Origin of the sequence: Geobacillus sp. FSL K6-0789 (assembly GCF_038593135.1) — a bacterium.
Taxonomy (GTDB): Bacteria; Bacillota; Bacilli; order Bacillales; family Anoxybacillaceae; genus Geobacillus; species Geobacillus stearothermophilus.
This window is the reverse complement of sequence record NZ_CP151966.1, coordinates 1,003,336-1,029,228: the sequence shown is the minus strand read 5'-3', so window position 1 is coordinate 1,029,228 and position 25,893 is coordinate 1,003,336. Positions and strand designations below refer to the sequence as shown.

Genomic DNA, 25,893 nt, shown 5'->3' with positions numbered 1-25,893 from the left:
GCAAGAACATCGCATTTTGTTTTACTCCATATAATTCAACACAGGAAGACACTTTCCTCTCTTCCGCTTAACTTTTTTCGCGATTTTCCCGCCGCTCCGCCCATTCGGCAAGCCAAAGGCGACGGATGATGGCAATGTTTTGAAACAGGCGGACGCCAAACGCGAAGACGGCCGCCAAATACAAGTCTACACCAAGATGCACCCCAAGAAAAGTCAAAGTTGTGGCAAGGATGATATTGAAAAAAAACCCGGTTATAAATACTGTTTCGTCGTACGTTCCTTGTAAATGGGCGCGCCATCCCCCTATTAATGTATCAAAGGCGGCCAAAATGGCAATCGACAAATAACTGGAATACTGATCGGGAACTTCCCAGCCGGCCAGGACGCCGACGGCAAACCCGAGCAACAATCCGAGAAGCGGAAGCCACATGCTATTTCTCCTCCTTGCCGGCGCTCGTCGTCTCCATGTATTTTACCTCCAGCCGCTCGGTTGACGGCGGAATGGCGATCATCGGTTTCGGCTTAGAAATCGAAAGCTCCAAGTTTTCGACGATGAAATCATCCCGAATCGGCGAAACCGTCAAACCGCTATACAGCTTGTCCGCATCGTCCGCGATCGCCTTCACCTCAACCGGCAGCTGAAGCGGCCGGCGACCGACTTTCGTCACCCCGTTGACATCGCGAATCGCCGTCTGGTTCGTCAGCCGCTCGCCGCTAATGGCGATTTCCTTTGCTCCATATTTGTTCAATTCATTTACCAACCGCTGCAACAGCTCCGGCGACACCGTTTGGGCGACCGGACCGACGTAGCCGCCAGCCGCAAACGGCGCGATCGTCAGCACCACGCCGCGCCCTTTCACCTCGGTCAGTCCGGCTTCTTCCCTAAGCTCGGCGACCGTCTCCTCGAGCGCCGCCTCACCGTCTTCCTGCTCCTCGCGCCGGTAATGGCGCAATTTCGCCTCGTAGCGTTCCAGCTCCTCAAGCAGCTGCTGTTCAAGCTTCTGCTCCTTTGTCAAATCGGCGCGCAGCTCCCAAATGTCGCGCGTATCGCGCTCTTCCGAAGGCAGCGTCGTCCGCATCCCGACGGCCAGCATCAATCCGAACACGCCGGCAATCCCGGCAAAATACAGCTGTCTTTTTCGCTCCAATGCGCTTCACCGCTCCTTCCTGCCCGTTTTACGGTCTGGGCGCGAATACCGGATCGAGCGTAATCGCCTCTTGCTTTTCCACTTTTACATCGATATGGTCTTGAACAAGCTCGTCGACGACGCCGCCTGGCAGGACGAGCGCAGACGACAGCACATCTGGGTCGCCGATCGCCGAAATGACAAACGGAGCGGCATGTTGCGTCCCGTCAACCTCAATGACCGGACCGTTGCACACAATGTAGGAGCGATGGGAAATGCGCTGCCCGTTAATGGCGACCGCTTCGGCGCCGGAAATAAGCAGCTCGTGAACGATTTTCCATACGTGCTGTTCGTGAACGATATAATCAGTAGCACTCGCTTCAGAGGGGATGTAAGAGGAGTCGGAAAGCGTGACTGCTACACCCTTTCCTTTCACCCTCGCCTTTCCAACATACATGCGCAGCTGTTCTGCCTCTTTCGCCAGCCCGGCTTCGTTCGTCTGCCGGTCGGCCAGTTTTTTTTCCCAAGCGGCCAGTTCGTCTTGCTTTTCGACAAGCTGTTGCTTTAACGACCGGTTTTCCTTTTGCAAAGCGATCAGCGCCGAGCGAAACTCGTATTCCCTTTTCCACCCGCTGTCGCTCCATTCGCGGCGGGATGGATCGTTTTTGGCATGTTGGTAGGAAAACCCGAGCATGGCGCCGAATAAAAAGCAAATAAAAGTAAGGAGGATGCGGCTATGGGCTTGTTGTCTCATCGTCGTCCTCCTTTTTCGGCGGCTCGTACGGGACAAAGTAGCTGCCGACTTCGAGGTGAATGACCCCTTTGACATTTCGGTCAAGCTCGGCGACAATCGCCGGATAATGCGACAGCTTGTCCGCAAAACGATGAATCGTCGCACTTACCTCATACCCGTCGTTCATGTAGACGATGACGCGGTCTTCATACTCACTGTTCGGCTTGTAGTGAATTTCCGACATGGCGCCAAGCACCGGCGCCGGCAGTTCCGCCAGCTGTCCAGTCATCTCGGCGATGGCGTCGCCGTTTTTCCAACCGACGAGCACAGGCGCATCGCTCGGGGCTGTTTTCACCGCTTCCAGTTTTAACAGCCGTCCGTTCTCAAGCAGCGGGAAAAATGTTTGCCGGTCGTAGACATAAGCGATCCGCCGCCATTCGTGGACGCGGATGACAATCGTGTTCGGCAGCCTCTTTTCCACGGTTGCCTCTTTAATTTCCGGATGGCGGGCGATCCTCGTTGCCACACTTTGTTCGTTCACTTTCCAAAAGCTTGTCCGCTTCGTAATGCCGCTCAAGCTGATGATGCGCTCCGCCGGCAAATGGCGGTTTCCGCTCACCTCCACATGCCTGACGGCGCTTAACGGCGATTGGAAGTAAAGAACGCACAAAATAAACAGAAAAAAGAAGGACAAATACAAAATCAGCCGACGGTTCGCTTTTTGGCGGCGACGCTCTTTCAGTTTTGGGACGCGGTCTTCAAGAACAACAACCTTTCCCTTTTCCATTGCCTTCCCCGCTTTCCTGCCCGCGGGCAGCTCCATGGCTGCGCTCGAATAAAAACAAACGGCATCCGCTGCCGTTTTCTTGTTCTTTGCACTTGTTTTCATTATATCACAAATAGATCGCGAGAGAGACCGTTTTTTATAACATTTGCCGGCACTGTTTGACGGCAAGCCGCCCGAACAAACAAAAACAGCGGACGCCGCCGCCTGCCTAATAGCGGGCGTGTCTGCTAATATTGAGCAGCACGCCGATCGCCATCAGCATCAATGTCAACGACGATCCGCCGTAGCTCAAAAACGGGAGAGTAATGCCGGTGACGGGCATCAGCCCGGTGACAACGCCGATGTTGATCATCACTTGGATGGCAATCATCGAAATGATGCCAAGCGCCAAAAAGCTGCCGTACAAATCGGGGGCGCCAAGGGCGATGCGCACGCCGCGCCAAAGAAGAAGGCTGAATAAAAGAAGGACGAGCGATCCGCCAATAAAACCGAGCTCCTCGGCCAAAATGGCGAAAATAAAATCAGTTTGCGGCTCCGGCAAATAAAAAAACTTTTGCCGGCTTTGCCCGAGCCCCAGGCCAAACAGCCCGCCCGGACCGATGGCGTACAGCGACTGGATGATTTGAAATCCGCTCCCCAACGGGTCTTCCCACGGATTCAAAAACGATGTAATCCGCTTGATTCGATACGGCGCCGATAAAACGAGGGCGGCAAACCCGGCAAGCCCCAACACCCCAAGACCCACAAAATGGCTGAGGCGAGCGCCGGCGACAAAAATCATCGCCACACATGTGCCGACCATCACGGTGCCCGTCCCTAAGTCCGGCTGCAGCATAATCATGCCGAACGCCGCAAACACGAGCGCCAGCGCCGGCAGCAATCCTTGTTTAAACGATGTAATCTTCTTTTGGTTTTCGGATAAATATTTGGCCAAAAACGCGATCATCGCCAGCTTCATAAATTCGGACGGCTGGATGGAAAACGCCCCGACGCCGATCCAGCTGCGCGATCCATTGCGCACCATGCCGACGCCTGGGATCAACACGAGTACAAGCAGCCCGAAACAAACGATGAGCAACACTTTCGACCAGTCGCGCCACGTCCAATAATCGATGTTCATCACAAAAAACATGGCGATAATGCCGACGATGGCAAAGAACAGCTGGCGCTTGACAAAGAAAAACGAATCGTGAAACTTGTATTCCGCCCAAATGGCGCTCGCGCTGTACACCATAATAAGCCCGATGGCCAAGAGCGAAAACGTTAAAAGAATCAACAAAAAATCCGGCGCAGACCTTTTCCGCGGCAATGCCCAACACCTCTATTTTGTAAACTAGAAGGAAAGGGCTGTCCCTTTCCCTCTATTTCAACTTATGCACGGCGTCGATAAAAATGTCCCCTCTCTCCTCGAAAGTTTTGTATTGATCCCAGCTGGCGCAGGCCGGAGAGAGCAAAATAACATCGCCCGGCTCGGAAAGCCGGAAGGCAACCGGGACAGCTTTTTCCACATTATCGACATATTCGATCGTTTCTATTCCCGCCTCCCGGGCGATGCGCCCGATTTTCTCCGCCGTTTGCCCGAACAATACCGCCGCTTTCACCTGCCGCAAGTACGGAAGAAGCTTGTCAAACTCATTGCCGCGGTCAAGCCCGCCGGCCAGCAAAATCACCGGTTCACCGGCAAACGCCGAAAGCGCCTTTTGCGTTGCCAAAATATTCGTCGCCTTCGAGTCGTTGTAAAACCGCCGGCCGTCGACTTCGGCTACATATTGAAGCCGATGTTTTACGCCGGCAAACGTCGTCAACACTTGAACGATCGCCGCGTTGCTGGCGCCGGCCAGCTTGGCAGCCGCCACCGCGGCCAAAATGTTTTCCACGTTGTGCTGGCCGGGGAGGACAATGTCTGCTGTCTTGATGATCGGCTCTCCGTTCCAGCAAACGGCGCCATTGTCGACGTACGCCCCTTCACCGAGCGGCTTCGTCGCCGAAAACAGCACCTTTTGCGATCGAATCGAGGCGGCGATGTCCATCACGGTCTGGTCATCCGCGTTGACGACCGCATAATCTTGTTCTGTTTGGTTGCGGAAAATATTCGCCTTCGCCGCCGCGTATGCTTCTCTTGTGCCATGGTAGTCCAAATGGGCATCAAAAATGTTAAGCAAGACGGCGATCGTAGGACGGAATTGATCAATGCCGGCAAGCTGGAACGAAGACAGTTCGGTGACGAGCCATTGGCCCGGCTTCGCTTCCTTGGCCACCTCGCAGGCGACTAAGCCGATATTGCCGGCAAGCAACGGGTCTTGGCCATCCGCCTTTAACATTTCATAAATCAATGTCGTTGTCGTCGTTTTCCCGTTCGATCCGGTAATGCCGATAAACGACGCTTCGGAAATGTGATAAGCCAGCTCCACCTCGGTCACGACCGGAAGCCCTTTTTCAAGCGCTTTTTTCACTAACGGATTCGTATACGGGATGCCCGGATTTTTCACGACGAGGTCAAACGGCTCATCGAGCAGTTCGAGCGGATGGCCGCCGCAAACAACGCGGACGCCGAGCTCTTCAAGCTGCTTCGCCTCCGCGTTTTCCGCCAACGGTTTTTGATCGTTGGCGACGACTTCCGCCCCTAATTCAACGAGCAGGCGGGCCGCTGCCGCCCCGCTTTTCGCCAATCCAATCACAAGCACACGACGATGTTGATAGAAAAGAGTCGGTTTCAATTACATCCACACCTCGATATAAATTCCTAGCATGGCAAACAACAGGCCGACGGCCCAAAACGTCACGACAACGCGCCATTCCGACCAACCGACGAGCTCATAATGATGATGGAGCGGGCTCATGCGGAAAACGCGCCTGCCGGTCGTTTTGAACGAGGCGACTTGAATGATGACAGACAGCGTTTCAATGACAAAGACGCCACCAATAATGATCAGCAGCAGCTCGAGTTTCGTTAAGACAGCGACCGCAGCGATCGCCCCGCCAAGCGCGAGCGATCCGGTATCCCCCATAAATACTTTTGCCGGATGGGCATTAAACACTAAAAAGCCGAGCACAGCGCCGACAACGGCGACGCAAAACACCGCCACATCGTACTGACCTTGATTCCAAGCCAACACGGCATACGCGCCAAAGGCGATCGCCGCCGTGCCGGCCAAAAGCCCATCGAGCCCGTCGGTCAAGTTGACAGCGTTGGAGCCGCCGACAAGCATGAGCAAAAGCAGCACCCCATAAGCCCAGCCAAGGTCAAACGACCAGCCGGTCCCGGGGATATGTACTTCCGTCGAAAAGCCGCTTTGCCGGTAGACAAAAAAGAAAACAACGGCAATGATGAGCTGGCCGATAAATTTTTGCCGGCTCGTCAACCCCAGGTTCCGCTTCATCACCACTTTGATCATATCGTCCAAAAAGCCGAGCACCCCGTAGCCAACCGTAACAAGCAGCAATAAATATGTTTCCACCGACAGGACGGACAATCTCGATGTCATCCATAACGTTGTCGCCACGATCGAAAGCAAAATCATAATGCCGCCCATTGTCGGGGTGCCCGATTTTTTTTGATGCGACTTCGGCCCTTCCTCGCGAATGCTTTGCCCAAATTTTAACCGCCGCAAAAACGGGATGAACAGCGGCGACAAAATGACGGTGACCAAAAAGGAAACAGCCATCGCAATGACAATTATTTGTTCTGGCATGAATCGTCACATCCTTTTGCCTGCCGCGCGTCCAGCCACCGTTTCTGCAACTCGGCGAGCCGGAGGGGGATTGCTTCATCAGCAGGGACATACTCCTCGCCTTCTTCCGGGAACGAAAACGAAAATTCCGTTCCCCGGCCGCCTTCCCGCAAATACCGCTCAAGCAGCGCGGCGGCCGCCGCAAGCGGCGACGGGACGAAAAAGAGCGGAAACTGATTAGGAATGTAGCGCGGCAATGGCTCTCCGATCGGCCAAAACGAAGCGATCGCCCCGTGCTCGATGGCCGTTTTCAGCGTTTCCGCCGCATCTTCAAGCGGCACGAACAGCCCTTTTTTCACCTGTTCGGCCGGATTGACAAACACCGCGTGAAAACGAATCGTTTCGTCCACAATGCCGCTCGCTTCGTTCGCAATTTTCTGCACCATTCCGTACGTAACCATCGTCATGTTCTCTCCCTCACCGCCGCTCGGGCGACAGCGCGATCGTCAAACTCAATCACATTGCCGCCGATGATTTGGTACGTTTCATGCCCCTTACCGGCAATCAACACAACATCTCCTTCTTGCGCCTGCCGGATGGCGTAGCGGATCGCCTCTTCCCGGTCAGGAATCGTCACGTACCTTCCATCTTGATCACTTACCCCCGCTTCCATATCCCGCAAAATTTGCTGCGGGTCTTCCGAGCGCGGATTGTCGGAGGTGAACACGGCGACATCCGCGTGGCGCACCGCCACCTGCGCCATAAGCGGCCGCTTCGTCCGGTCGCGGTCGCCGCCGCAGCCAATGACGACATAGACGTTCCGCTTCGCAAATTGGCGCACCGTTTTCAGCGCGTTTTCCAAACTGTCCGGCGTATGGGCATAATCTACAATGATAGTAAAATTTTGCCCTTCATCGACCGTTTCAAACCGCCCGGACACCGGCTCGACATCCCTTAAAGCCGCCGCAATCGTTTCAAGCGAAAACCCGGAGGCAAGGCAGGCAGCGGCCGCCGCAAGCATGTTATAGACGTTGAACAAGCCGACGAGCTTCGTTTCCACCACCGCCGATCCGTGCGGCGTGCACAGCCGAAAGGCCATGCCGGACGGGGTCATGGCAATCTCTTCCGCCATCACATCGCTCTTCGTGCGAATACCGTAAGTGATGATTGGTGCTGCTGTCATATGTTTATAATATTGCGAAACAGGATCATCATGATTCAAAACGGCAAATTTCGGCCGCCGCTCGTCGTAGCGGTTGCCGAGCTGGGCAAACAACAGCCCTTTGGCGTTCCGATACTCGTCCATCGTTCCGTGATAGTCAAGATGATCTTGCGTCAAGTTCGTAAACACGGCCACATCGTAATCGCAGCCATGCACCCGTCCTTGGTGAAGGGCATGCGACGACACTTCCATGGCCGCAAACTCCACGCCCTCGTCGATCATCTGTTTAAACGTGCGTTGCAAGACGAGCGACTCCGGCGTCGTATTCGCCGCCGGGTAAGAACGGGCGCCGATTTTGATCCCGACCGTGCCGATCAGCCCCGTTTTTTTGCCGGCCTTTCTCGCGATCTGGTCAATGATATGAGTCGTCGTCGTTTTTCCGTTTGTGCCCGTCACGCCAATTAAATGAAGTCGATGGGTCGGGTGCCCGTAAAACGCATCAGCCAAAATCGCCATCGCCCGCCGGCTGTCCGGCACAAGGACAAGCGGCGCGTCCACCGCGAGCGGGCGCTCAGCCACGACCGCCGCTGCTCCGCGCGCCACCGCTTGTTCCGCAAAGTCATGCCCGTCCACCGTAAATCCTTTAAGGCAAAAAAACAGCGAACCGGGCGTGACATGGCGCGAATCCATTTCGAGCGCGACAATATCCGGATTGCCCCCGCGATGCACCCAAAAACCGGGCAAGCGCGACAGCAACGTTTGCAATTTCATCCTTAGTCATCCCTTTCGCTTATAAATAGCTCGCCCTATGAGCGGACAGCGGAAAAAGGGGCGCAACCAACCCGATGAGTCATCGCATCGGCCGTCCCTTGCAAGATCGTTTACCGCTCCTCTGCCGCTTCGCGTTTCGCCAAATAAATGCGAATCGTCGAGCCTTCTTTTACTTTCACCCCGGGCTCCGGCGATTGTTCGACAATGACATCGCCCTCGCCACTAACATCTAATTTTAAGTCAAAAAACTGTTCTTGCAAATCTTTTTTTGTCATTCCGATCAAATTCGGCACCTCAATGACTCTCGGCTCATCCCATCCCCGTTCCTTCTCAAGTTGGTCTTTGCGCGGCTTCACACCCATCACCCGCAGGCTGTCTTCTATAACCTTGCCAACGATCGGCGCCGCAACCGTGCCGCCGAATTGGACCGTGCCTTTCGGATTGTCAACAGCGACGTACACGACGAGCTGCGGGTCGTCCGCCGGCGCAAAACCGATGAACGACACGATATGGTTGTTTTGCAAATAGCGGCCGCCTTGCGCTTTTTGCGCCGTTCCGGTTTTCCCGCCGACGCGGTAGCCTTCGACATACGCCTTTTTCCCTGTGCCTTGGGCGACAACGCTCTCAAGCGCATAGCGGACTTGTTTCGACGTTTCCTCGGAAATGACGCGCCGTTTCGCCTTTGGTGTATTGCGGCGTACGACTTCCCCTGTTTCCGGGTCGATCCATTCTTTGGCGATGTACGGGGTGTATAGAGTGCCGCCGTTGATCGCGGCCGATACGGCGGCGACTTGCTGGATCGGCGTCACCGACACCCCTTGGCCGAACGCAGTCGTCGCCAATTCGACCGGCCCGACCCGCTTTAAGTCAAACAAAATGCCAGTCCCTTCCCCTTGCAGGTCAATGCCGGTTTTCTCACCGAAGCCAAACTTCTTAATATAACGAAACAGCGTTTCCTTTCCGAGCCGCTCCCCCAAATCGACAAATCCCGGGTTGCACGAGTTTTGTACGACTTCCAAAAACGTTTGCTCCCCATGGCCGCCCTTTTTCCAGCAGCGGAGCGTAGCGCCGGCCACTTTAGCGTAGCCCGGATCAGAGAAGTGGTCTTTAAGGAGGTTGACTTTATGCTCCTCAAGCGCTGCAGCCAACGTAATGATTTTAAATGTCGACCCCGGTTCATACGTGCTCCAAATCGGCAAATTGCGGTTGTAAATTTCCGGAGGGACGTTGCGGTAATCGGCCGGGTCAAACGTCGGCCGGCTCGCCATCGCCAAAATTTCCCCCGTATTCGGGTTCATGGCAATGGCGATGATGCCGTCTGGATTGTATTTCGCCTCAGCAATATCGAGCTCCCGCTCTATGATCGTCTGAATGCGTGAGTCAATCGTGAGCACCAAGTTCAAGCCGTCGGTCGGCGGCGTATAGTCATCCGCCATATCGGGCATGCGCCGCCCTTTTGCATCGGAGTAAAACTGCACCGAACCGCGTTCTCCGCTCAGTTCTTTGTCATAATACAGTTCAAGCCCTGTGAGCCCTTGGTTGTCAATGCCAGTAAAGCCAAGCACATGCGATAAGTAGCTGCCAAACGGATAGTAGCGCTTCGTGTCTTCAGCAATGTACACCCCGTCCAAATCGAGCGCGCGCACGTCCGCCGCTTTCTCGTCGGAAATTTTCCGCCCTTCTTTCAAGCGGACGATCGAGGTGTTTTTTGTCATTTGTTTATAAACGGATTCGACCGAAGCGCCCAAAACCGCCGCCAGCTTTTCTGCCGCTTCCGCCGGATTTTTCACTTGCCGCGGGATGACATACACCGTCGGCGCGCTCATATTCGTCGCCAGCGGGACGCCGTTGCGGTCCAAAATTTCGCCGCGCTTCGGCTCAAATGGGATGTTCCGACCCCACAGCCCTTTCGCCCGTTCCGCTAATAGATCGCCGAGCCAAAATTGGACATAGCCGAGACGGAGATCGATAATGGCAAAAACCAAAACGCCGATCAAAAAGACGATCGTCAACCGTTTGCGCACGGTCACGTACGATACGCGCATATGGCGGAACCTCCTTCATGATGGGCTCGTTCCACTATATGCTTGTACGCTCCGTTATAGAACGGCAAAAAATCACTCGTGAGGCCCGGTCTCTTTCCGTTCAGCCGCCTCTTGTTCTTTCTTTGCCGCCATTTCTTCCCACTGGCGCGGCGGAGCCAGTTCGACGATCAAATAATCCCCTTGCCGCACTCGCGCTCCCGGGCGGATGTTTTGGCTGACGACATAGCCGGTTCCTTTCGTGCTTGGCCGCAGGCCGAGTATATGAGCCACTTTCATGGCGTCCCGCAGCGAAAACCCGCGCAAGTCCGGCATCGTCGCCGCTCCATCCGTTTTCAACACGACCCGCTCGCCGGGAAGAAGACGATCTCCGCCGCGCGGAAGCTGCCGCTCAACGTACCGGCCGGTGCCGATGACGACCGGCACATAGCCGTTTTTCTTCAACTGCTCCGCCGCCGTGACGGCTGCCTCGCCGACCAGCGAATCGAGCGCGCGTTGCGCCGCTAGTTTCGTTTCCACCGATTTTTCTTTGCTCGGTTCAATATGCAAATATTGCAGGCTGCTTTTCATCACCGTTGTAAAAATTTGCGAAACAGGCGCCGCTCCGGTTTCCGTCACATCCAACCGCGGCTGCTGAACAGCTACATACATGAGAAGGCGCGGATCATCCGCCGGCGCCATGCCTAAAAACGAGAAAATATAATTTTCCCGTCCGGTCAAATAGCCGCCGGAAGCGGATGGAATTTGCGCCGTCCCCGTTTTGCCGGCGACGCGGTAGCCGTCAATTTGGTACGGGCGGCCGGTGCCGTGCTCTGAGGTGACAACCGTTTCCAAAATTTCCCTCACCTTCCGCGCCGTTTCAGCCGTAATCGGTTCACCGACGACAGTCGGCTCGTGGTCGAGAACGACTTTGCCGCTGTCTGGATCGACCACCTTTTCAATGACGTACGGCTTCATCATTTTTCCGTCGTTGGCGATCGCTGTCGCCGCCTGGATTTGCTGAATCGGGGTCACTGACGTCCCTTGCCCGAACCCGGTCGTAATCCGTTCGATCGGATAACGGTAACGAATTTGCCCTGTCGCCTCATTCGGCAAATCAATGCCCGTTTTCTGATCGAAATGGAAACGATGCAAATACTGCAAAAACCGGTCTTCCCCGAGCTTTTCTTTCACCAAAATGGAAAAAGCGACGTTCGAAGAGCGCTGCACCCCTTCATTGAACGTAATCGTCCCCCAACCGACATCGTTATGGTCGCGGATGGTGTTCGGCCCGACTTTGTATGAGCCGGAACGGTACGTTTCATTGCCGTTGTACACTCCTTCATTAATGGCGGCAGCAAGCGTAAACACCTTCATCGTCGACCCCGGCTCATACGGGTAGGAAATAGCGTCATTTAAAAAGTTCGCAATATCGCGTTTGTTCGGGTCAAAACTCGGGCGAGTCGCCATCGCTAAAATTTTTCCTGTTTTCGGATCAGCCACGATGGCGATGATCTTTTTCGGCTTGTACTGCTTTTCTACGCCGTTCATGGCGTCTTCCAAAAACGTCTGGATTTTCGCGTCAATCGTTAAATACACGTTCGCGCCGTTGTCCGGCTTTGCAATCGTGCGCTCTCTCGCCTCCGGCAGACGGAACCCCTTCGCATCGCTGGCAAACGACACATAGCCGTCTTTTTCGCGCAAATAACGGTCAAGCGATTTTTCTACTCCCATTTTGCCGACCGTTTCGTTTTTCGCATTTTTTTGCGCGTAGCCGATGACGTGCGAGGCGAACACGCCATTCGGGTAAAACCGGGCAGTGTCGCGGGTAAAGATGATGCCCGGCAAATGGAGCGCTTCAATTTTCCGCTTCAGCTCGAAGCTGATATTGCGGCCATAGGAGCCGAACTCGACTTGTTTCGCCTTTTTGGTCAAAATGCGCTCCATTTGCTCGACGTCCATGCCAAGCAGCGGAGCGAGCTTTTCCGCTGTTTCCTCTGGATCGGCGACACGGCGCGGATCATCCGGGTCCACAATGGCGGCGACTGTATACGACGGCACGTCTTGGGCTAAAATGGCGCCGTTGCGGTCAAAAATCGTCCCGCGTTTCGCTTCAATCGTGCGCGTCTGCTTATGCTGCTGCTGCGCGATCTCCGCCAGCGCTTCGCCTTCTGCTTTTCCCGTCCACTGCACTTGCACAAAGCGGGCAAACAAAAGAAAAAAGGCAAAGCTGAACACGCAAAACAAAATAAACGCCCCGCGATGGGTGTTGCGATGCTTTTTTGCCTCCATCGCCCATCAGTCCTGTACGACTTTGATGTGGTTTTCGTTGAGCGACAAACCGAGCTCTTTCGCCTTTTGCAAAATACGCTCGTACGAGCTCAGCCGCTGCACTTCGACGTACAAGTCATTATTTTCTTTCTTTTGTTCATCAATGGCCGATTCCAACTTTTGGACATCTTTATTAAGCTCATAAATTTGCACTTGGGTTGAGACGGTATGGACCGCCGCGTAAAAGACAAACAGCAAAAACGAAACGATCAACAGCTTCTCAGCCAGCGTCAGCCGAAGGCGCCGTTTTCGCTGCGGCTTCTGGCTCGGCGGCGCGGCCGGATGCTTTTGTTCGCGTGCTACTTTGACTGCCAAATGGTTCACAAGCGTTTCCCTCCTGTTTCTCCTCACCTATTTTCTCAGCCGCGCGGTAGTTTTTCAGCAATGCGGAGTTTGGCTGAACGGGCGCGGCGGTTCCGTTCCACCTCTTCAGCAGAAGGAACGACCGGTTTTTTTGTAATAATTTTCAACACAGGACGGTAGTCATTGGGGAGAACTGGAAGCCCTGGAGGCAATGGCGGGTTCTCGCTTGCTTTTTTAAACGTCTCCTTGCAAATGCGGTCTTCGAGCGAATGAAACGTAATGACGCTCACCCGTCCTCCCGGCGCCAACAAGTCAATCGCCTGCTCAAGCGCTTCGCGAAACGCCTCGAGCTCATCGTTGACTGCGATGCGGAGCGCCTGGAAAATGCGTTTGGCCGGATGTCCGCCGCTGCGGCGCGCCGGCGCTGGAATCGCCTCCTTAATGACCTCAACGAGCTCCCCGGTCGTTTCAATCGGCTTCTCGCGCCGCACCTCCTCGATTTTGCGCGCTACTTGCTTTGAAAATTTTTCTTCGCCGTACCGAAAAAAAATGCGCACAAGCTCCTCATATGGCCAACGGTTGACGATCTCCGCCGCCGTCAGCTGTTGCTTGCGGTCCATCCTCATGTCAAGCGGCGCGTCGTGCTGGTAGCTGAAGCCGCGCTCCGGCTCATCGAGCTGCGGCGATGAAACGCCCAAATCAAACAGCACGCCGTCGACGGCAGCGACGCCGCGGGCGGAAAGCTCCTCTTGCAAAAACCGGAAGTTGCGGTGCACAAACTGCACTTGCTGGCCATAACGGGCGAGCCGTTCACGCGCATACGAAATGGCGGTTTCGTCTTGATCGAAGGCAAACAGCTTTCCGCGCTTTGAGAGGCGGGAAAGCAAATAGTCGCTATGGCCGCCGCCGCCCAACGTACAATCGACATAGACGCCGTCCGGGCGGATGTTCAGTCCGTCAACCGCTTCTTTTAACAGCACCGTTGTATGTTCAAACACATGTCCACCACCTTTGCTGCTTCCAAACGCTGCTTCCTTAATTATATCGCAAAGACGGACAAAATTTTAGCTTTTTTTGTAAAAAAAACGTCCCTTTTTGTTTATTTTTGTCGGACATCCCCAGATGGAGCCATTAGTTCCAACCTCCTTTTACTTTTATTTCCAAACCCATAGCGATTGTTTTGTTACTATTTCATTCCACAAAAAAAAAATCCTGCTCGAAACAGGATTTTTCTTTTCGACTTTTTCTTTGAAAAAGCTTTATATATATACAATTTTATGCATTCCGTTTCCAGGGGCGTCGATCAGCGAAAGTTTTTTTACAAAATCAAATCCGTAACGATTCACGTAGTAAAACACGTTCCAAACCCGTTCCTGAGGCGCTCCGTTCGGCCGCAGCGCCGTTTCGACGCGCCAAAACTTGCGCCATGTCATCTCATGTTTGCGCAAAAGCGCCCGCTCCAACGTTTGCTGAAGAAACTCGATTTGTGACTCAATGATGGCGGCATTTTTCGCCACCAATCCTTCCAATCCGCGGTCAATCTCCATGCCAAGCGCGCGCAGCGGCTGATGCGCCGCCTCGATGTCGGCTTTCGCTTTCGCAAACGCCTTGGCAAGCGGAACTTCAGCCGTCTCCTTCCGCCATCGCTCCTTGGCCGCTTCGAGCCGCCCGGCCAATACGTCGGCGGCTTCGAGACCGAGATCAGCGAGATCGGTTTGCAGCGAACGGCCGACGATCGTCGCCTGCAGGCGCGGCGCCAGCGGCGGCATTTCGAATCCGAACAGCGAAAACGCCTCCTTCAACTCCGCCCAATAGGCGATTTCTCCCGGGCCGGCGACAAAAGCGAGCGTCGGCAGCAAATACTCTTGCATAAGCGGACGAGTGACAACATTGTTGCTTAAACAGTGCGGCTTCGTCTCGGCAAGCTCAAGCAGCTGCTGTTTCGCAAAGACGATATGCCCGGCCTTGTCGCGGAACGCGCCGCGCTCTTCGTCATAGTGCAAAAGCAGGCGCTCATGGCCGTTGTAATAAAACAAGTTGGCCGCGTTGGGCGCTATCTCAATGAGCGGCGCATACCCGAGCGCGCGCAGCGCCTCTTGCTGCGCCAACACGGCCGATGTCACGCTGCGATGGCAGTCAATGAGCGCGGCGAAAAAACGGCGCTCAAGAAGGCGCACCGCCGCATCGCCGGCATTCAAGACAACCAATCCGTCAGCAGCAAACAGGCGCAAGACAATCGCCGCAAAAAAGTCGACAAACGTGCGCGCCTCATCCAAACATGTCTTGAGAAAGGAAAGCAGTTCGTTCGTCGCGTCCGTCTCCCCGTACGTTTTCACGACACGTTCGATCCACGCGCCGGCAAGCTCATGATCAAGCGGGACGTCGGCTGCCATCCGCCTTTCCTTCCGCTTGTGCGGATATAGCGCTTTCCTCACTTCGCCGCCCTCTACCACATACACATGGTCGATTTCCGCGATGTCATGATCCTCGCCGGCGATCCAAAACAGCGGCACGACCGGCACGCCAAGCTTCCGTTCCTGTTCTTTGGCGAGCTGGATGATAGTGATGATTTTATAGATCGTATAAAGCGGACCGGTCAACAGCCCGGCTTGCTGTCCGCCGACAACAACGACGCTGTTCTCCTGCCGCAGCTTGTCGATATTGTGCATCGTCGCCCTGCTTGCCGAGAACCGACGGTGATAGGCGTCTAAATAATCGGCAAGCCCGCTCCGGTCGTATGTCCGTTTTTGCAAATGAGACAACCGGCGGCGAAACGCCTGATCATCAGCCCAAACGTAGTCAAACCCTTTCTCAGCCGGAAACGCGCCGGTTATGTAATCGGCCGCCAGCTTTGTCGCCGCCGGCAGCGGAATTTCGTGAACCTCCATGGCGAAAACTCCCTTTCTTATGTATTCTTTCATGAGTATAGCACGTTCGGCGCCAAGAGAAAAAAATGATTGCTCAAAGGACGGCAGCGATGCGCGCCATCATGCCATAGACGAGCAGGCCGGCGTAAAGGGACGCAAAAATGAGAAAACTGGCCCGCCAAAATAGACGAAACACCGCCGCCAGGTGAAAATCCGCCTTTTTCCGCCAGTAGCCGAGTGCGATGGCGGCGTGCAATCCGAGCAAAAAGAGAAGAAGATGGACAAAATATGACTTTCCGAACAGCACGGCAAGCAAAAAATAGACGGCGGCGATGAAAAATGCGGTCGCCGCGTTGACCGCCGCGTAAAACGCCGCCCGTTTCCGCCCGCCAAACAGGCGCATGGCCGCATAGACGAGCCAAAACAGCAGCAGCGGCAGTGTGACGAATGTCGCCAACACCGGCGCGAGCCAGTCACCCATCGCGGCTCCCCCCTTCCTTCCCTTTCAGCGCGCAATACACAAAGCGGACGAGCGGCAACGCAACGCCGCGCGCTTCCCCTTGCTTCAGCACATAGCCTAAAATGGCGTCAATTTCCGTCCGACGCCCGTTTGCCACATCCATATACATCGACGAATAGTTGTCCGCCGTGTTCCGGCATATATGAACGACCCGCTCCCACGCCCGTCCGGCGTCACGAAGCGGCAACACCCGCCGCACTTCATCAAACAGCTGCGCCATCATGTCCCGATACGGCGCCACCTCAAGAAGCTCGCCGTTTTTCACTTGCAACAGCGCCGTCAACGGGTTGATGACCGCATTGACGACAAGTTTGTCGACAAGAATGCGCTCCCAATCGTTCGCCCATTCAATGGGAAACTCTCGATCTCCAGCCAGCCCGGCGGCCGCAGCAGGCGACCCATAGAAGGGGGCAAGCGTCAGTTTGCCGGCGCCTGTGTGCGCAACCGTCCGATCGTCAAGCTTGAACGCGCCGTGCTCCACAACGCCGACGACGATATTTTTGTCAGCAAAAACAGACAGCTGTTCGAGATGGCTCATCCCGTTTTGCAAAAAAACAATCGTGCCGACGCGGCGGAACGAATCACGCTGGGAGCAGACATCCGCCACATCATATTGTTTAACCGTCACAAACACAAGCGGCTCAACGAGTTCCGTCCCGGCAAACGGCCTTGCTTGAACGGCAGTCTCCGTTGTTTTTCCTTCTTTTTTCAGGGCGACACCGCATTCAGCAAGCTGCCTCGCCTGAGACAAGCGCCTTGTATACACCGTGACCTTATGGCGCCGCCCGAGATAAGCGGCAAGAAGCAGGCCGACCGCCCCGCCGCCGACAATGCCAATGTTCACATGTCTCCCCCGCCTTCCTGCCAAATTGCGTTAGCCTTATTTTAGCAAATGTCCCCGTCATCCGTTAAGAAAAAAAAAAGCCGGCCCAAAGGCCAGCTTTTATCCTTCCCCGGCGCCCTCAGCCGCCGGCTCCGTTTGTTTTTCGGCGCCCGCCACTATTTTCCGCGCCCGCTCCATAATGGCGAGCAACGTTTTATACTCCTCTTGGACGGCCGCCAGCTGCTTTTGCAACGCTTCCTTTTCCATTTGCAACTTTGTCACCATTTGTTGCAGCTGCTCCATATCGTTTTTTAACGCCCGATTTTCATCCGCTGTCCGCCGGGCGTCGCGCGCTTTTTGTCCTTCCGCTTGCAAAAAAGCGAGCACTTCCGTCCATGACAGTTTGCTCTCTGCTGCCGCTTCCATCTCCGTTTGTCCCCCTCCTTCTTTTACCGATGCCGCCTCTTTTTTTCGCGTTTTCCGTTCTTGCTTTGCCTGTTCAATTTCCTCTTTATACTGCTTGCGAACGTACGAATTCCAGCGGAACCCGCACGCTGCCGCTGTCCGCGACAAGCGCCGCCCCACCTCAGCAAACGCTTCTAGCTGGGTGCCGCCCTCGCGAATATATTGAAGCACAACGTTGGCCAACAGTTCATCTTCCTCTTTCGTCCAAGCGTCCTGGCGTACTCCGGTCATCTCCCTTCCCTCCTCATCGCCGCTTTGTCATTATATGTATGCGGCTAATAGAAACAGTAGAAGGAAAAAATTACTGCTTGCGAAAAAAAGGATGCAACGCCTGTTCATGTTCAACCGACCCCCATAGTGCGGCGCAACGGTCGATTTCAGCGAAAAATTGCTCACGAAACCAAACTGTTCGCCATTTTTCGCCCGCTGCCGCCTTATAGGCTTCTAAAACAGCGAGCGACCGCGCGGCATAAAGGGTGAGCCGCGCCTGCCATTGCTCGCGCCAGTGGTCAGCCGCCAAGACCGCATCAGCCCACCCGCACGCTTCCATATCTTCCGCTGTCATCGGTTCAGCGCGCAGCAATAGATCGAGGGCCCGCGCGTACGGCAGTTTGCCGAACAGCATCGAGGCGCCGCCCCAGCCGGTTGTGATGCCGAGCCGCCCTTGAATGAACCCGATTCGGCTTCCTTCTTTGACAAAACGGAAATCGCAGGCCGTCGCCAGCTCGCAGCCCCCTCCCATCGCGGCGCCATTGACGAGCGCGGCCGTCGGTTTCGGAAACGTCAGCAGCCGGTAGAGCACCTCCCCCATGCGCGTCAGCATCTGTTTCGCCTCAGCGCCGCGCAAAGGCCCAAACTCGTGTAAATCGCCGCCCGAGCAAAAAGCCTCATCACCAGCGCCCGTGATGGCAAATATTTTGACCCGCTCATCCGCTTCCGCCTCGCTCAGCGCTCCCTCAAGCGCCTCCATCACTACAAAATTGACTGCATTCCGTTTTTCGGGACGGCAAATCGTAAACAAGGCGACGCCGTCACGCTGCTCCATCATCGCTTCCATCAGCACTCCTCCTTTATTTTATGACAATTGGTCATCGTCCCCCCTTTTTTCCTGCCAGCAGCGAAAAAAACAAACGCGTGGACGTACGTTGTCGATTGTTCACTGCCAATAAAAAAGGCTGCCCGCTTTTCGGACAGCCTGTCGCTTGATGTCGGCCATTATTTGTTGACGACATCTCTTCCTTTGTACGTACCGCATGCTTTGCAGACGCGGTGCGCCAATTTCCATTCGCCGCAGTTCGGGCATTGCACCATGCCCGGCACTTGCAGTTTAAAGTGTGTACGGCGCAGTCGTTTTCTCGTTTTCGATGTTCTTCTAAAAGGTACTGCCATCGTTTTCCACCTCCTTGTCCGGCACATTCAGCGTATCGCTGCCGACGGGCAGCCGCTTGTTCAAGGCAGTCCGCCGGCAGGCAAGGCAGCTGCCGGACGGTGCGCGTTCTGGTCGGCGCCATCGGCCGGCAACGCCGGTCAGCCATCAGTTTCTTTCGTTCCATCAAAAAACTTAGCCAATCCTGCCAGACGAGGGTCGACCTTGTTCGCCGCCCGCTCTTCCAGCGTTTTTTCCCATTGTTCTTCCGTGAGAACGTCCCATCCTTCCCCGTGTTGCGGCGCCCCGTCAGCCCCCGGGTTGTCGGCGATGAGCTGCAACGGGATTTCAAGCAGGATGAGCTCGCGAATAATTGGGTTTAAATCAACCGTGTTTCCAGTTACGATATGGGTGTCTTCATCCGTTTCAGCGACGTCGCCGCCATCAACAAAAAACGTTTCCGTCGTCTTGATGGAAAACGGGTGTGTCACGTCGACGAGCGTCCGCGAACACGGCAATACCATCGTTCCTGACAGCGTCAAATGAAATGTAAACTTTGTCGAACCGACGTCCGCTTTCCCTTGAACGCGGACAAGCGAAATATCACGGATCAACGTGTCGATTTGTTTCAAATCAGACACGTCAACCGTCTCGTCAATCGCCATTTCCTTGTGCTGAAAACGGTGAAGCTGTTGAACCGTCCATTTCATACAATCACCTCAAGGCAACGAATAAAATTATACGTTCCGTTTCTATTTTTGTCAATGTTTTTTCTTTACAACCATCCGGACGCCTGAAAAAAGAAGAGGCAACAGGAAAGGCATACTTCCATTATTTCTAAATTCTGTTACTTGCATGCACATATGCCTCCGGCGGCTCGACGCGTTCCGCCAAAACCGGACGACAACATCACGACGCCCTTCCTAGGTTGATCTTTACCGCCGCATGTTCCATACTAGATGAGAGACAGGAGGTGCGCTTATGACGAGCCATCGTTTCAGCGCCGAGCGACGTCCGTTCCATGGGGGGAAGCGGCCATGAAAGCTGTTGGCGTGATCGTCGAGTACAATCCATTTCATAACGGCCATCGATATCACTTGCAAGAGACGCGTGAAAAGACAGGAGCGGACTGCCTCGTCGCCGTCATGAGCGGAAATTTTCTGCAACGCGGCGAGCCGGCCATTGTTTCAAAATGGGCGCGGGCCAAAATGGCGCTGGCAGCCGGCGTCGATCTCGTCATTGAACTGCCATATGCCTTCGCCGTTCAGGCGGCGGAGCGATTTGCCGATGGAGCGGTGCGGCTGCTCGATGCCCTCGGCTGCGAAGAGCTTTGCTTTGGGAGCGAATCCGGCGACATTGCTGCTTTTTTAGCCGCCGCGAAGACGTTGTTTGCGCAAAAAGAGGAGTTTGACGCCCTCGTCCGCGCCGAACTTCAGCGTGGGCAAAGCTTTCCGAAAGCGAATGCCAAGGCGTGGGATCAGCTCCGCTCCGTCCCGCTTGATTTGGCGCAGCCAAACAACGTGCTCGGATTAGCCTACGTGAAAGCCATTTGGCGGCACAAGCTCTCCATCATGCCGCGCACGATTCCCCGCCTCGCCGCTGGCTATCATGACGAGTCGTTTTCCCATCCATCGATCGCCAGCGCCACAAGCGTGCGAAAGACGCTGCGACAAACTGGGCAGCTTGCGTCGATTGCGCCATACGTCCCTCCAACGACGCTCGAGCAGCTGCGCCAATACCGGCAAACGTATGGGCGCTGGCATGATTGGGAAGCGTATTTTCCGCTCTTGAAGTATCGGCTGCTGACGGCAACCAAGGAGGAACTGCGTCGCACGGCCGGAATCGAGGAAGGCGTGGAGCACCGGTTGAAGGAAAAAATTACCGTTGCCGAAACGTTCGCTTCTTTCATCGCCGCCGTCAAAACGAAACGGTACACGTGGACAAGGCTGCAGCGAATGTGCGCGCACGTGCTGACCAACTTCACAAAGGAAGAACAAACGAAGACATCCGATCCTACATACATCAGGCTGCTCGGCATGAGCGAAACCGGCCGCCGCTACTTGCAGCGGGTGAAAAAAGAGCTGGCGCTGCCGCTGATTACGAAAGCGGCTAAATTGAACGGCGATCCGCTTTACGAGCAAGAAAAAAGGGCGGCCGCCGTCTATGCAGCCGCCCTTCCTGAGCCGCTGTACAGCGCCGCGCTCAAAGAAGAATACGCAACGATCCCCATTTACGCTTCCGGCATGGAGCGCAAATAACGGATCGCATCTTCAAACGTATCGACCGGGACGATTTTCATGTTCGTCCCGATTTTTTTCGCGGTCTGCACCGCCTCCCGGTAGTTCGATGACGGGGAGCCATGTTCATTCGGAGCGAAAAACACTTCCGCCCCTGCGCGGTCAGCGGCCACGACTTTTTGTGAAACACCGCCGATCGGGCCGACTTGTCCATGAATGTCGATCGTTCCGGTGCCGGCAATGTTATGGCCTTTCGTCATATCTTCTTCAACGAGCTGATTGTAAATTTCAAGCGAAAACATCAGCCCCGCCGACGGACCGCCGATCTGTTCCGAGTCAACGTCAACCGGCGGGTCGGTGCGGACGTCATAATCGGTCATGAGCGTCACCCCAAGGCCGATTTGGTTTGGATGGTGCGGGAACGGCTTCAGCCGGAGCTCGACCTCCCGCCGCTCCCCCTCGCGGACAAACGCGATGCGGACGCGGTCTCCCTCTTTTTTCTTCCGAATGTAGTCGATGATTTGCTCCGACGTTGTCAACGGCCGGCCGTCGAGCGCGGCGAGGCGGTCGCCGGCCTGCAAGCGTCCCTCCGCCGGCATGTCAGGGAGAACGTTCATCACATACACACCTTTCGGCTCATATGAAACCGGCTTCCCAGCGTGCCGGTAAGCGACGACAATCGCCGCTTCCTTTGACTGTTCCATCAGTTCTAGCTGACGCATCGTATATTCTTTGTCGCTTTCCCCTTCCTGTTTAATCTCTTCAACCGGATGCAGCTCATAAAACGGGCGGATATGGGCGAGCAAGTACGCGATGACGTTCGCCCGCCCCATGCGGACCGTCGTCAACATGAACGCCCCCGCATCGCGGTCGCCGTGCTCGACATGAACAAGCGGCGTTAACTTTTGCGCGCTTCCCGGCATCGTCACGTAATACGGCAATTTCATAAAAATAAGCAAAACGGCAAGGACGGCGCCAAAGAAAAACGCCGCTATATACGTTCGTTTCTTCATTGGTGCTTTGGCTCCTTCCACTGTTCAATCGCTTGGCGGATCGCCCCGGCTTGTTTCCGCGCTTCCTCTTCGCCGCGGGCAATAATGTCTTCGATATGGGTGAACGCCCGCGAGCTGTATTGCTCTACGCGCGGCCGGATCATCACGTCCGAGGCGAGTTCCCGATGGGCGACGAGCTCGGCTTGCAAAATATCAAGGCTCTTCCAAATGACATCCACAAGCGAGGCAATTTCCGCCTCTTTGTTCAACGGGACGACATCGACCGCGATGACAAGATCGGCCCCCATCGCCCGAACGACCGATACCGGCACGCGGTCCACGACACCGCCATCAACAAGCAGCCGCCCGTCCACCGCCGCGGGCACAAAAATGCCGGGGATCGAGATGCTCGCCCGCACAGCTTGGGCCGCATCCCCTTGCCGAAACACGACTTTTTCCCCCGTCTGCAAATCAGCGGCGATGACCGCCACCGGCGGAGAAAGCTCTTCAATCCGCCTCCCTTTCGTCAACAAACGAATGAATTCGGTGATGCGCTCACCGGCGATCAGCCCCATTTTCGGCACCGTCCAATCGAGAAAATCGTTGCGCCGGAACGACTTGGCGAGCCGATAAAGGCGGCTGAGGCCGTGGCCGCTCGCATAAAGGACAGCCACAAGCGCGCCGATGCTGCTGCCCGCCAAATAAGAAATAGGGATTCCTTCCTCCTGTAGCACTTTCAATACGCCGAGGTGAGCAAATCCGCGCGCGCCCCCTGACCCGAGCGCCAATCCGATCTTCGGCGGCACGATTCTCCCCCCCCTTTGCTACGGCGCTCCCTCGCTTTCATTTTATGGTCTAAACCGCCCCCCTATGCTCGTATATTAGGTTATATGAGGTTGTACCGCGCAAGGCCGCACGGCAAAAAAAGGGGGGAGAACATTGAAGCGAAACTGGAGAGCGAAACTAAAAACGGCGCTGCTCGCTTCCGCTGTGACGTTATTCGCCTTTTCGCTCATTTGTTATCCAAAACAGTCGCTCCAAGCATCCATTCGCGGGTTAAATATGTGGTGGGAAGTCGTGTTCCCGTCGCTCCTGCCGTTTTTCATTGTCTCGGAGCTGCTCATCAGCTTTGGCGTCGTTAGCTTTCTCGGCGTCTTGCTGGAGCCGCTGATGCGCCCGCTTTTTCGCGTCCCAGGCGTCGGCGGGTTTGCCTGGGCGATGGGGATGGCATCCGGCTACCCGTCGGGGGCGAAGCTGACCGCCCGCCTGTATCAAGAAAAACAACTGTCGACCATCGAGGCCGAGCGGCTCTCCTCGTTCACCAATTCTTCCAACCCGCTATTTATATTTGGGGCTGTTTCAGCTGGGTTTTTTAACAATCCGCAGCTTGGTTTGTTGCTGGCCGTCTCCCATTATTTAGGGAACATTGCCGTCGGACTAGTGATGCGCTTTCACGGCATCCGGAAAGAACGGGGGCAGCCGAAGCGGCGGCCGCGCTCGTTTTCGCTCCCGTATGCGCTGCGCACGCTCCACAAAACGCGGCTGAAGAATGAACAGCCGCTTGGCAAGCTGCTCGGCGATGCCGTCCACTCTTCCGTTCAAACGTTGTTGATGATCGGCGGCTTTATTATTCTCTTTTCCGTCGTCAACCAATTGTTGTATATGATGCACTTGACCGAGCAGCTCGCCCCCTTGCTGCGCCAGCTGCTCCGGCTCGTCCAGCTTCCGGAGCAGCTTGATATTCCGATTTTTTCCGGGTTGTTTGAAATTACGCTCGGCAGCCAAATGATCAGCCAGACAGATGAAGCCGAGCTGCTGGAAAAGGCGGTGGCCGTCAGCTTCGTCTTGGCTTTCGGTGGCTTTTCCGTTCAAGCGCAAGTGGCCAGCATTCTCGCTGAGGCCAACATCCGCTTTCAACCGTTTTTCATCGCCCGTTTTCTGCATGGAGTTTTTGCGGCTTCATTTACATATTTGCTTTGGGAGCCGTTGTACCTTCGGGCGGCAGGCAACGAAACCGGCAATATTCCGGTGTTTTGGCACGCCGCCGCAGAGAGCGTCTGGCACGAAAGATGGCAATGGCTGCAGCACTATGGGCCACTGGCCACGATGCTGTTTCTGTGCCTTTATATATGGCTCGCCGCCAACGCAAGCAACAAAACGCGCGGACGCTTGTGACTGCCCGCGCTGCCGGCCCCGCGGCGCCATCCGGCCGCCGGGGCGGCTCTCGATGCTTTTGCATCCCGCTTCTCCGCCGGCAAAATAAGGGATCGGCGGATCGGTTCCGCCCTTGGACAGAACAGCCTTTTCCTAGCCGTCAATCGGCGGCCATCGAGGCGAATTTCCGCTTCAGGGCCGCCTCGACAACCGGCGGCACAAGTTCGGAGATGTCGCCGTTATATTTAGCGACCTCCTTGACGATGCTTGAACTCAAAAACGCATACTGGCTGTTCGTCATCATAAAAAACGTTTCAATGTTCTCGTCCAAGACGCGGTTCATCGATGTAATTTGCATTTCATACTCGAAGTCAGACACCGCGCGCAAACCGCGCAAAATGGCGTTGGCGTTTTTGCTGCGGGCATAGTCAACAAGCAGGCCGTGAAACGATTCGACATGCACGTTTTCTAGCGTCCGCGTCACCTCGCGCAGCAGCTCCATCCGCTCCTCAACCGTAAACAGCGGCTTTTTCGAGGAATTGTTTAACACCGCCACATAAACTTTGTCAAATACTTTTGCCCCCCGTTTGATAATATCCAAATGCCCGTATGTCACCGGATCAAAGCTCCCCGGGCAAACGGCAATGCTCGCCATCGCGTTCGTCCCCTTTCTGTTCGTCAGTCCGGCGGTAAATAGTGACGCCGGTGATGCCGTATGTTTCCCGCTTCCACTGCTTCAAGCGGCCGACTTCTTCCGGCAGCTCGACCTCAGCCAAATGTTCGGCAACGACAACGCCATCGTCCTCCAACAAATCGTGATTGTCGATAAACGATAACAGCGCCGGCCACTTTTTCTCCTTGTACGGAGGATCGAGAAAGATGACGGAAAAGCGCAGGCCTCGCTTCGCCACCGCCCTCAACGCCCGCTCGGCGTCGTTGCGGTAAATTTCCGCCCGGCGCTCAAGTCCACAGGCGGCAACGTTTTTTCGGACCGTCTGCACGGCCTTTCCGTCATGATCGACGAAAATGACGCGCTCAAGCCCGCGGCTAAGCGCTTCGATGCCCAAGCCGCCGCTTCCGGCGAACAAATCGAGGCCGATGCCGCCGGCGAAATACGGACCGATCATATTAAAAACCGCTTCTTTCACCTTGTCGGTCGTCGGCCGCGTCGACAATCCTGGAACCGCTTGCAGATGCCGACCTTTGCATGTTCCGGAAATGACTCTCATTGCGTTCACCTAATTCGTTGTTTTCATGGTCGTCTTATCATGTTTATTATAGTCAAACTTGAGAATTTTTCATAGCCGCGTGTATAGAAATCAGAAAACCGTCCATAATGAGTAATGGCAACACCGTAGATGGCGTTGTTGCCAATGACGGAGAAGACTTACGTTTCCCCATAAGTTCTTCCTCCGGTTTCTCCTCTCCCTTTTCTTTTTCTTTCCGTTCCCTGTTCCGCCCCGCGCGGAGGCAAGGAATTGGAAAGGGCCTTGCGGATCGTTTGTCCGCAAGGTTTTTTTTTGATTGCAATTTCTGCAATGGGCCGGTAAAGTTATGAATGGA

At 55.2% G+C, this 25,893-nt stretch carries 26 protein-coding genes; 2 read left to right on the top strand and 24 right to left on the bottom strand.

The window, feature by feature from the left end; genetic code table 11:
- Positions 1–67 precede the first annotated feature (67 nt).
- The 20 genes from NSQ51_RS05450 to NSQ51_RS05355 all read right to left on the bottom strand — a co-directional run bounded on the left by NSQ51_RS05450 (position 68) and on the right by NSQ51_RS05355 (position 19,657).
- Positions 68–430 (bottom strand): small basic family protein, encoded by a 363-nt coding sequence (locus NSQ51_RS05450; RefSeq protein ID WP_033011310.1) that lies wholly within the window; start codon positions 428–430, stop codon positions 68–70.
- A 1-nt stretch (position 431) separates the two neighbouring features.
- Positions 432–1,148, bottom strand: a complete 717-nt coding sequence (locus NSQ51_RS05445; RefSeq protein ID WP_033016142.1) for a DUF881 domain-containing protein — start codon at positions 1,146–1,148, stop codon at positions 432–434.
- A 28-nt stretch (positions 1,149–1,176) separates the two neighbouring features.
- Positions 1,177–1,881, bottom strand: a complete 705-nt coding sequence (locus tag NSQ51_RS05440) for a DUF881 domain-containing protein (RefSeq protein WP_049624354.1) — start codon at positions 1,879–1,881, stop codon at positions 1,177–1,179.
- Entirely contained in the window at positions 1,862–2,647 is a 786-nt protein-coding gene (divIB, locus tag NSQ51_RS05435) for a cell division protein DivIB (RefSeq protein WP_080985645.1), read from the bottom strand. The genes NSQ51_RS05440 and divIB overlap by 20 nt, the downstream gene beginning before the upstream one ends.
- 208 nt (positions 2,648–2,855) lie before the next feature.
- Positions 2,856–3,956, bottom strand: a complete 1,101-nt coding sequence (spoVE, locus tag NSQ51_RS05430) for a stage V sporulation protein E (RefSeq protein WP_033016150.1) — start codon at positions 3,954–3,956, stop codon at positions 2,856–2,858.
- A 52-nt stretch (positions 3,957–4,008) separates the two neighbouring features.
- Positions 4,009–5,364, bottom strand: coding sequence for a UDP-N-acetylmuramoyl-L-alanine--D-glutamate ligase (gene murD / locus NSQ51_RS05425; protein ID WP_121649919.1), 1,356 nt, complete (start codon positions 5,362–5,364; stop codon positions 4,009–4,011).
- Positions 5,365–6,339, bottom strand: coding sequence for a phospho-N-acetylmuramoyl-pentapeptide-transferase (gene mraY / locus NSQ51_RS05420; protein ID WP_033016152.1), 975 nt, complete (start codon positions 6,337–6,339; stop codon positions 5,365–5,367). It lies immediately after the preceding gene.
- Complete coding sequence (locus NSQ51_RS05415) at positions 6,324–6,785, bottom strand: hypothetical protein (protein ID WP_033016154.1); 462 nt, start codon at positions 6,783–6,785, stop codon at positions 6,324–6,326. Before NSQ51_RS05415 ends, mraY begins: the two co-directional genes overlap by 16 nt.
- Positions 6,782–8,251, bottom strand: a complete 1,470-nt coding sequence (locus tag NSQ51_RS05410; protein WP_033011329.1) for a UDP-N-acetylmuramoyl-L-alanyl-D-glutamate--2,6-diaminopimelate ligase — start codon at positions 8,249–8,251, stop codon at positions 6,782–6,784. The genes NSQ51_RS05415 and NSQ51_RS05410 overlap by 4 nt, the downstream gene beginning before the upstream one ends.
- 110 nt (positions 8,252–8,361) lie before the next feature.
- On the bottom strand, positions 8,362–10,296 hold the full coding sequence (locus NSQ51_RS05405; RefSeq protein WP_033016155.1) for a stage V sporulation protein D: 1,935 nt from the start codon (positions 10,294–10,296) through the stop codon (positions 8,362–8,364).
- A gap of 72 nt (positions 10,297–10,368) precedes the next feature.
- Positions 10,369–12,564 carry a PASTA domain-containing penicillin-binding protein gene (locus NSQ51_RS05400; protein WP_049624353.1) on the bottom strand — a complete coding sequence of 732 codons (2,196 nt, stop codon included), beginning with the start codon at positions 12,562–12,564 and terminating at the stop codon, positions 10,369–10,371.
- Between the two features lie 6 nt (positions 12,565–12,570).
- Positions 12,571–12,927: a cell division protein FtsL gene (ftsL, locus tag NSQ51_RS05395; RefSeq protein ID WP_049624352.1), complete on the bottom strand. Its 357-nt coding sequence runs from the start codon at positions 12,925–12,927 to the stop codon at positions 12,571–12,573.
- A gap of 35 nt (positions 12,928–12,962) precedes the next feature.
- Complete coding sequence (rsmH, locus tag NSQ51_RS05390; RefSeq protein ID WP_033016164.1) at positions 12,963–13,904, bottom strand: 16S rRNA (cytosine(1402)-N(4))-methyltransferase RsmH; 942 nt, start codon at positions 13,902–13,904, stop codon at positions 12,963–12,965.
- A gap of 261 nt (positions 13,905–14,165) precedes the next feature.
- Positions 14,166–15,794, bottom strand: coding sequence for a bacillithiol biosynthesis cysteine-adding enzyme BshC (bshC, locus tag NSQ51_RS05385; RefSeq protein ID WP_049624351.1), 1,629 nt, complete (start codon positions 15,792–15,794; stop codon positions 14,166–14,168).
- Positions 15,795–15,867: 73 nt separating this feature from the next.
- On the bottom strand, positions 15,868–16,254 hold the full coding sequence (locus NSQ51_RS05380) for a DUF3397 domain-containing protein (RefSeq protein ID WP_033010250.1): 387 nt from the start codon (positions 16,252–16,254) through the stop codon (positions 15,868–15,870).
- The gene (locus tag NSQ51_RS05375) at positions 16,247–17,137 is read right to left on the bottom strand and encodes a 2-dehydropantoate 2-reductase (RefSeq protein WP_049624350.1); all 891 of its coding nucleotides are present in this window, start codon (positions 17,135–17,137) and stop codon (positions 16,247–16,249) included. Before NSQ51_RS05375 ends, NSQ51_RS05380 begins: the two co-directional genes overlap by 8 nt.
- Before the next feature lie 99 nt (positions 17,138–17,236).
- Entirely contained in the window at positions 17,237–17,812 is a 576-nt protein-coding gene (locus tag NSQ51_RS05370; RefSeq protein WP_033016169.1) for an RsfA family transcriptional regulator, read from the bottom strand.
- A gap of 70 nt (positions 17,813–17,882) precedes the next feature.
- The gene (locus NSQ51_RS05365) at positions 17,883–18,638 is read right to left on the bottom strand and encodes an enoyl-CoA hydratase/isomerase family protein (protein WP_053532298.1); all 756 of its coding nucleotides are present in this window, start codon (positions 18,636–18,638) and stop codon (positions 17,883–17,885) included.
- A 158-nt stretch (positions 18,639–18,796) separates the two neighbouring features.
- Positions 18,797–18,970 (bottom strand): 50S ribosomal protein L32, encoded by a 174-nt coding sequence (rpmF, locus tag NSQ51_RS05360; RefSeq protein WP_011230605.1) that lies wholly within the window; start codon positions 18,968–18,970, stop codon positions 18,797–18,799.
- Positions 18,971–19,108: 138 nt separating this feature from the next.
- Positions 19,109–19,657 carry a YceD family protein gene (locus NSQ51_RS05355; RefSeq protein WP_033016171.1) on the bottom strand — a complete coding sequence of 183 codons (549 nt, stop codon included), beginning with the start codon at positions 19,655–19,657 and terminating at the stop codon, positions 19,109–19,111.
- A gap of 327 nt (positions 19,658–19,984) precedes the next feature.
- Here NSQ51_RS05355 and NSQ51_RS05350 point away from each other — a divergent pair, with 327 nt between their 5' ends.
- Positions 19,985–21,205 carry a nucleotidyltransferase gene (locus tag NSQ51_RS05350; protein WP_033016174.1) on the top strand — a complete coding sequence of 407 codons (1,221 nt, stop codon included), beginning with the start codon at positions 19,985–19,987 and terminating at the stop codon, positions 21,203–21,205.
- On the opposite strand, the gene NSQ51_RS05345 is transcribed toward NSQ51_RS05350, so the two are convergent.
- Together NSQ51_RS05345 and NSQ51_RS05340 are read right to left on the bottom strand one after the other, a co-directional pair.
- Positions 21,178–22,197, bottom strand: coding sequence for a SepM family pheromone-processing serine protease (locus tag NSQ51_RS05345; RefSeq protein WP_033016176.1), 1,020 nt, complete (start codon positions 22,195–22,197; stop codon positions 21,178–21,180). The two genes, NSQ51_RS05350 and NSQ51_RS05345, sit on opposite strands and share 28 nt — an antisense overlap.
- Positions 22,194–22,982 (bottom strand): patatin-like phospholipase family protein, encoded by a 789-nt coding sequence (locus NSQ51_RS05340; protein WP_049624348.1) that lies wholly within the window; start codon positions 22,980–22,982, stop codon positions 22,194–22,196. Before NSQ51_RS05340 ends, NSQ51_RS05345 begins: the two co-directional genes overlap by 4 nt.
- A gap of 133 nt (positions 22,983–23,115) precedes the next feature.
- Between NSQ51_RS05340 and ylbJ the strand changes: the two genes are divergently transcribed.
- Positions 23,116–24,351, top strand: coding sequence for a sporulation integral membrane protein YlbJ (gene ylbJ, locus NSQ51_RS05335; protein WP_033016179.1), 1,236 nt, complete (start codon positions 23,116–23,118; stop codon positions 24,349–24,351).
- A gap of 139 nt (positions 24,352–24,490) precedes the next feature.
- On the opposite strand, the gene coaD is transcribed toward ylbJ, so the two are convergent.
- A complete protein-coding gene (gene coaD, locus NSQ51_RS05330; protein ID WP_033010262.1) occupies positions 24,491–24,985 on the bottom strand; it encodes a pantetheine-phosphate adenylyltransferase in 495 nt (164 codons plus the stop codon).
- Positions 24,951–25,559, bottom strand: a complete 609-nt coding sequence (rsmD, locus tag NSQ51_RS05325) for a 16S rRNA (guanine(966)-N(2))-methyltransferase RsmD (RefSeq protein WP_033016180.1) — start codon at positions 25,557–25,559, stop codon at positions 24,951–24,953. Before rsmD ends, coaD begins: the two co-directional genes overlap by 35 nt.
- Positions 25,560–25,893 lie beyond the last annotated feature (334 nt).